This is a genomic window from Actinocorallia lasiicapitis (genome assembly GCF_054778695.1).
The window spans coordinates 1-6,345 of record NZ_BAAGZI010000348.1 but is presented as its reverse complement, the minus strand read 5'-3'; the positions used below and the strand labels follow the sequence as shown (position 1 = coordinate 6,345).

Here is a 6,345-nt window from a genome sequence, read left to right as displayed (position 1 = left end):
GGCGGGCGCGGGCGGCGGCGCGGAGTCCCAGACGGTGGCGCGGCCGCGCGCCGGATAGATCACGACGGGCAGTTCGCCCTCGCTGACCGTGCTGACGGCCTGCCGCACGAAGCACGACGGGCTGAGCACCAGCCCTCGCCGCGCCACCTCGGCGTCGAGCGACGGCACCTCGAACGGGTAGGTGAGGGTCAGGGTGCCGCTGTCGTCCCAGGCGACGTTCGGCCCCAGCCCTTCCAGCATCGCCGCCGAACCGCCCCTGGCCAGCTCCCTGGCCCGGTGGATCACGTCGCCCTCCAGGACGGCCTCGATCCGCGGCCACCACGGCGCGATGCACGCCTCCCAGTAGGCCGCCAGCGCCGCGACGATCCGCTCCAGCAGCGGCCCGACCGGCCCGCTCAGCACGGGGGGCACCGGATGCCCGTGGTAGGCGTCCAGGAAATGGGTCCGCACCGTGTCCGGCGGGGTCCGGAGAATGATCTCCAGCTCGTCCGCGAGGGTCCGGCCGGCGACGGGCCGGGGCGTCACGAAGTCGGGGCTCCACCTGGTCGGCCCGAGCAGCCGGTCGAGCAGCTCGGTGTCGAGCCGCCCGTAGGCCTGCGCGGTGGCCCGCACGAACGGCAGATGCTCCGGGTACCGGCCCGCGTAGGCCCGCACCCGGAGCGAGGCGACCGCGGCCTCCACCGGCGAGAACGCGAACAGCGCCCCCGCCAGATCGCTCACGGTCAACCTGAACTGCTGCATCCCGCCAGCCTAGTTAGGCGACGGTGTACTCGGCGGGGTTGGCCTTGCGGGTGCCGAGCCAGTACTCGAAGGTGAATCCGGGCCACAGGGAGCGGTTGACGCCCTGCTCGTCGAGGTACCAGGACTGGCAGCCGCCCTCGTTCCAGACCGCCTTGCGGAGGCGGCGGTGCATCTTCTGGTTGTAGGCGCGCATCGCCTCGGGCTTCGGCTCGACCGTGGTGGCCTTGCGGTCCGACAGCAGCTTCAGCAGGCTCAGGATGTGGTTGACCTGGACCTCGATCATGAAGACGACCGAGTTGTGGCCGAGGCCGGTGTTCGGGCCGAGCAGGACGAAGAAGTTCGGGAAGCCCGGCACCGTGACGCCGTGGTGGGCCTCGATGCCGTCCGCCCACGCCTCCTGGATCTTGATGCCGTCGCGGCCGCTGATGTGCCACTCGCTCATCGCGTCGACGACCTTGAAGCCGGTGCCGTAGATGATGGCGTCAACCTCGATCTCCTCGCCGTCCACGGTGACGATGGAGTGCTCGCGGATCTCGGCGATGCCCTCGGTGCGCAGGTCGACGTTGGCACGCGACAGCGCCGGGTAGTAGTCGTTCGACAGCAGGACCCGCTTGCAGCCGATCGTGTAGTCGGGGGTGACCTTGGCGCGGAGCTCGGGGTCCTTGACCTGGCGCTTGATGTGGCTCATCGCGATCGACTTCTGCGGCGCCGACAGGCGCGGGTCGAGCGCGAACCCGACGGCGCGGGCCTCCAGCCCCCAGTAGATGCCGTTGCGGACGGCGCGCGCCACACCCGGCACCTTCAACGCACCGGACAGCGCGAAGTCGGGCTTCGGCTGGATCCAGGGGGCGGTCCGCTGGAAGACGGTCAGCCGGGAGACCTGCTTGGCGATCTGCGGGACGAACTGGATGGCGCTGGCACCCGTGCCGATGACGGCGACGCGCTTGCCCGTCAGGTCGTAGTCGTGGTTCCACTGGGCGGAGTGGAACGCCTCGCCCTTGAAGTTCGCCATCCCCTGCACGTTGGGGTAGCTGGGGTGGTGCAGCGCGCCCATGCCGGAGACGACGGCGCGCGGGGTGAGGGTGGTGCCGTCGGCGAGCCGGACGTTCCAGCGCTTCTCGGCGTCGTCCCAGTCGGTGCCCACGACCGCGGTGCCGAACCGGATCCGCGACCGGATGTCGTACTTGTCGGCGCATTTGTCGAGGTAGCGCTGGATCTCCGGCTGCGGGGAGAACAGCCGCGACCAGTTCTTGTTCAGCTCGAACGAGAACGAGTACATCGGCGACGGGACGTCACACGCGCAGCCGGGGTAGGTGTTGTCCCACCAGGTGCCGCCGAGGTCCGATGACTTCTCGAGGATGACGAAGTCGTCGAAGCCCTGCTGGCGCAGGCGGATGGCCATTCCGAGCCCCGCGAAGCCCGCTCCGATGATCACGATCGACTCGCTCATGACCGTCCCTACTTATTAGTCGCATTGTCTAGTACGAGGAGTAAGTTACCCCGAGTAAGTTACCAATGGTAGGGTAAGGCCTTGTGACCAGGAGCACAAGAAAGCGGATGTCTCGGGCAGATCGCGAGCAGCAGATGCTCGACGTCGCCGAAGAAGTCTTCGCCGAGCGCGGCTTCACCTCGGCGACCATGGACGAGATCGCCGAGCGCTGCGGGGTCTCCAAACCGCTGATCTACGAGTACTTCGGCTCCAAGGACGGCCTCCTGCTCGCCGCCGTCAACCGGGCCCGCGCCGAGCTGTATGAGGTGACGACCGCCGCCATGGCGCTCGGCACCGATCCGCGCGACATCCTGGAACGCGGCCTGGTCGCCTACTACGCCTTCACGACCGTGCACAGCCGCTCGTTCGCCGTCCTGCTCCAGGAGCCGGCGGCGGCGTCGTTCGAGGCGATCGAGTCGGTCCGCCGCCAGCAGCACGGCCTGATCGCGCCGGTGATCTCACTGTGGGCGCCGCACCTCGAAGCCGAACGTGTCTCCGCTTACACCGAACTGATCATCGGGGCCTGCGAGCGGATCTCGCTCTGGGCGTCCCACCAGGGCGCCTCCCCCGAGAAGGCCGCCTCCTACACCCTCGACTTCTGCTGGGACGGGCTGAAGAGCCTTCTTGACACCCCGTCTCGGTAAGTGTCACCGTACAGATGGTTCGTACACTGTACGTCGGCGAGAGGGCCGTCATGTGGGAGATCCCGATGTCGGGCGACGCCCGGTTCACCTGGGAGTACGACGAAGGCCGGGCGCAACTGCTCAACCTGTACCAGAAGGGCAAGGACAGGCAGTGGGACGCCGCCAAGCGCATCGACTGGTCGATCGAGGTCGACCCCTGCAACGCGTTCGGGGTGCCCGACCAGTCCAGCCCCATCTACGGCACCGTCTGGTGGGACAGACTCGGTGAATCCGGCCGCAAGCAGCTCCGGCACCACCAGGCGTCCTGGCAGTTCTCGCAGTTCCTGCACGGCGAACAGGGCGCGATGATCTGCGCGGCCCGGATCGTCGAGGCCGCCCCCGACCTGGACGCCAAGTTCTACTCCGCCACCCAGACCATGGACGAGGCGCGCCACGTCGAGACCTTCCAGCGGTTCCTGCTGGACAAGCTCGACCTGGTCTACCCGATCAACGACCAGCTCCAGCTCCTACTGAAGGACACCCTGACCGACAGCCGCTGGGACATGCCCTACCTGGGGATGCAGGTGCTGATCGAGGGCCTCGCGCTGGCCGCGTTCGGCGTCGCCCGCGACATCACCACCCAGCCGCTGCCCAAGCAGATCCTCACCTATGTCATGCAGGACGAGGCCCGCCACGTCGCGTTCGGCCGGATGGCGCTGCGCGACCACTACCGCGAGCTGAGCGCCCCCGAACTGCGCGAACGCGAGGACTTCGTGATCGAGGGCTGCCATCTGATGAAGGACAGGCTCCGGCAGACCGAGGTCTGGGAGCACTTCGGGCTGCCCGTCCGTGAGGTCCGCAAGGTCATCGACGGCTCGCGCTTCATGACGATGTACCAGAGCTTCCTGTTCAGCCGGATCGTGCCGTGCGTGCGCGACATCGGGCTCTGGAGCGAACGCGTCCAGCAGGCCTACGTCGACATGGACGTCATCGATCTGGCCCGCCAGGATCTCGACGCGCTGATGCGCGCCGACGAGGAACGCGCCGACCAGCTCGACGCGGAACGGTTCGCGGCCGAAGAGGCCGAACGCAGAACCGAAGTGGACACGATCATCGAGGAGGCACGCGGGTGAAGGAATTCCAGGGCCGGACGGCCGTGATCACGGGTGCGGCCAGCGGATTCGGGCGGGTGACCTCACTCGCCCTGGCCGAGCGCGGGATGAAGATCATCGCCGCCGACCTGGATCTGGCGGGCGCGGAGCGGACCGTCGAACTGGCCGGGCTGCTCGGGCCCGGCGGCGCCGCCTACACCGTCGACGTCGCCGACCCGGACGCCATGGAGAAGTTCGCGGCGGCCGTCAAGGACGAGCACGGCGTGCCCGACCTGGTCATGAACAACGCCGGGATCGCGGTCACCGGCCCGTTCCTCGACACCTCGTTCGAGGACTGGGAGAAGATCATCGGGGTCAATCTGACCGGGGTGGTCAACGGATCGCGGATCTTCGGCCGGCAGATGGCCGAGCGGAACAGCACGCTGCCCAAGAAGCAGCGCTCCGGCCACATCGTGAACATCGCGTCGGCCGCCAGCTACGCGCCGGTCCGGTCGCTGCCGTCGTACTGCACGACCAAGGCCGCCGTCCGGATGCTGTCGGAATGCATGCGCGCCGACCTGGCGTCCGAGGGCATCGGGGTCACCTGCATCTGCCCCGGGTTCAGCAACACCAACATCGCGTCCAACGCGCGGGTCGCGTCGGGGGTGCCCGCGGACGTCGCGGCGAAGATGCACAAGCGCGGTGAACGCGGGCTCAAGCTGCGCGGCTACCCGCCGGAGAAGGTCGCGGCGCGGATCATCAAGGCCGTCGAGCGGAACGAGGCCGTGGTCTCGATCAACCTCGAGGGGCATCTCTCGCACTACGCGTCCCGGTTCGCTCCGTCCGTCAGCCGGTTGATCGCCCGGATCCCGGCCGGGTTCTAGCTCACGATGAGCGCGAGGGCCGCCGCGTAGCCGGGCGCCGGATCGAGGTCGTAGAGCCTGATCCGGGCCGCGAGGCCGGGGCGGCCCGCCCAGTCGAGGAGGACGGGCGGTTCGTCGGGGGCCGAAAGGGTCAGATCGGTCATCGGGACGCGCAGGCCGTCGCCGGTGACCTTCAGCAGCGCCTCCTTGCGGGTCCAGTAGACGTGCAGGTCACCGGGGCGCTCGCGCGGCGACAGGACGTGCGAGGCCACCTCGGTCATCGGCCGGTCGCGCTGCTCGACGTCCAGGCCGACCGGCACGTCCGCGACCGCGATCCCGGCCAGCGCGCCCGAATGCGTCACCGAGATGTGGACGCCCGGATGGCGCGGCCTGCCGTGCGGACGGCCGCAGTCCTCGCACGACCGGTCCAGGACGACCTTCTCCGGAGCGAGCCCGGTCCGTTCCGCCACTAGACGCTTGGCCCACACGACACCCAGAGTGAAGCGACGTCTGTCATCCTCGCGAAGATAGGCGGCCCGACGTTCCTCTTCGACCCCATCCAAGAGGGACAGGTCGGACGAATCGCTATCGGAGGTGTTCGCCCAGTGAATCCGCAATCCGAACCCGAGTTCCCGCACGCTCATCACACTAGTGTGACCAACGTTGAAGCCCTCACGCGCGAGGATCCCCGCACCATCGGCCCGTTCACCATCGTCGGCCGGCTGGGCGCGGGCGGCATGGGCGCCGTCTACCTCGGGCGCAGGGACTCCGAGCAGGTCGCCGTCAAGGTGATCCGCGCGGAGCTCGGCGCCGACCCCGGCTTCCGCGCACGGTTCGCGGCCGAGGTCGCCGCGGGCCAGCGGGTCGCGTCGTTCTGCACGGCCGCCATGCTGGGCTCCGGCGTGCACGAAGGCCGTCCCTATCTGATCACCGAGTACATCGACGGGCCGACCCTGCTCGACCATGTCACCCGGCGCGGCGCGCTGTCGTACGGCACGCTCCAGGGGCTGGCCGTGGGGGTGGCGGCCGCGCTGACCGCCATCCACGGGGCCGGGCTGATCCACCGCGACCTCAAACCGTCCAACGTGATCCTGTCGGTGTCGGGGCCACGGGTGATCGACTTCGGGATCGCGCGGGCCCTCGACCAGACGACGGGCTTCACCGGCACCGGCCAGCTCATCGGCAGCCCCGGCTGGATCGCGCCCGAACAGCTCCTGCGCGACGCGACCACCACGGCCGTCGACGTCTACACGTGGGGCTGCCTGGTCGCGTTCGCGGCGCGGGCCCGGCATCCGTTCGGCACGGGCGAGCCGATCGCGATGGCCAGCCGGATCCTGCACGGCGAACCCGACCTCGACGGGGTGCCCGAGCCGCTGCTCAGCCTGGTGCGGCGGGCCCTCGACAAGAACCCCGCCAACCGGCCGTCGGCGCGTGATCTGCTGCTGCAGATGGTGGGCGGTCCCGGCGAGGCGCGCGCCACCGAGGCCGTCGAGGCGGCCTGGCAGCCGCCGGCCCCACCCGTCCAGCCGACCGTCCCG

At 69.4% G+C, this 6,345-nt stretch carries 7 protein-coding genes; 4 read left to right on the top strand and 3 right to left on the bottom strand.

The features are described from left to right. Both ACYVE7_RS27110 and ACYVE7_RS27105 read right to left on the bottom strand, forming a co-directional pair. On the bottom strand, positions 1-741 hold a 741-nt coding region (locus ACYVE7_RS27110; RefSeq protein WP_460368459.1), incomplete at its 3' end, for a hypothetical protein. A gap of 13 nt (positions 742-754) precedes the next feature. Continuing rightward, positions 755-2,191 carry a flavin-containing monooxygenase gene (locus ACYVE7_RS27105; protein ID WP_460368457.1) on the bottom strand — a complete coding sequence of 479 codons (1,437 nt, stop codon included), beginning with the start codon at positions 2,189-2,191 and terminating at the stop codon, positions 755-757. 107 nt (positions 2,192-2,298) lie between these two features. On the opposite strand from ACYVE7_RS27105, the gene ACYVE7_RS27100 reads away from it, so the two are divergent. From ACYVE7_RS27100 to ACYVE7_RS27090, 3 genes are read left to right on the top strand one after another with little or no spacing between them, the layout of a single operon-like run. Continuing rightward, positions 2,299-2,874: a TetR/AcrR family transcriptional regulator gene (locus tag ACYVE7_RS27100; protein ID WP_460368456.1), complete on the top strand. Its 576-nt coding sequence runs from the start codon at positions 2,299-2,301 to the stop codon at positions 2,872-2,874. Positions 2,875-2,888: 14 nt separating this feature from the next. Next, entirely contained in the window at positions 2,889-3,986 is a 1,098-nt protein-coding gene (locus ACYVE7_RS27095) for a ferritin-like domain-containing protein (protein WP_460368454.1), read from the top strand. Beyond that, entirely contained in the window at positions 3,983-4,828 is an 846-nt protein-coding gene (locus ACYVE7_RS27090; RefSeq protein WP_460368452.1) for an SDR family NAD(P)-dependent oxidoreductase, read from the top strand. The genes ACYVE7_RS27095 and ACYVE7_RS27090 overlap by 4 nt, the downstream gene beginning before the upstream one ends. On the opposite strand, the gene ACYVE7_RS27085 is transcribed toward ACYVE7_RS27090, so the two are convergent. Then, the gene (locus tag ACYVE7_RS27085) at positions 4,825-5,295 is read right to left on the bottom strand and encodes a 4'-phosphopantetheinyl transferase family protein (RefSeq protein WP_460368450.1); all 471 of its coding nucleotides are present in this window, start codon (positions 5,293-5,295) and stop codon (positions 4,825-4,827) included. The two genes, ACYVE7_RS27090 and ACYVE7_RS27085, sit on opposite strands and share 4 nt — an antisense overlap. A 165-nt stretch (positions 5,296-5,460) precedes the next feature. Between ACYVE7_RS27085 and ACYVE7_RS27080 the strand changes: the two genes are divergently transcribed. Further along, the coding region (locus ACYVE7_RS27080) for a serine/threonine-protein kinase (protein ID WP_460368448.1) at positions 5,461-6,345 on the top strand (885 nt) is incomplete at its 3' end.

What these genes read in the sequence shown, in the direction of transcription:
- ACYVE7_RS27105 (WP_460368457.1), bottom strand. Translation starts at nt 2,191, where the DNA reads ATGAGCGAGTCGATCGTGATCATCGGAGCGGGCTTCGCGGGGCTCGGA.
- ACYVE7_RS27100 (WP_460368456.1), top strand. Translation starts at nt 2,299, where the DNA reads ATGTCTCGGGCAGATCGCGAGCAGCAGATGCTCGACGTCGCCGAAGAA.
- ACYVE7_RS27095 (WP_460368454.1), top strand. Translation starts at nt 2,889, where the DNA reads ATGGTTCGTACACTGTACGTCGGCGAGAGGGCCGTCATGTGGGAGATC.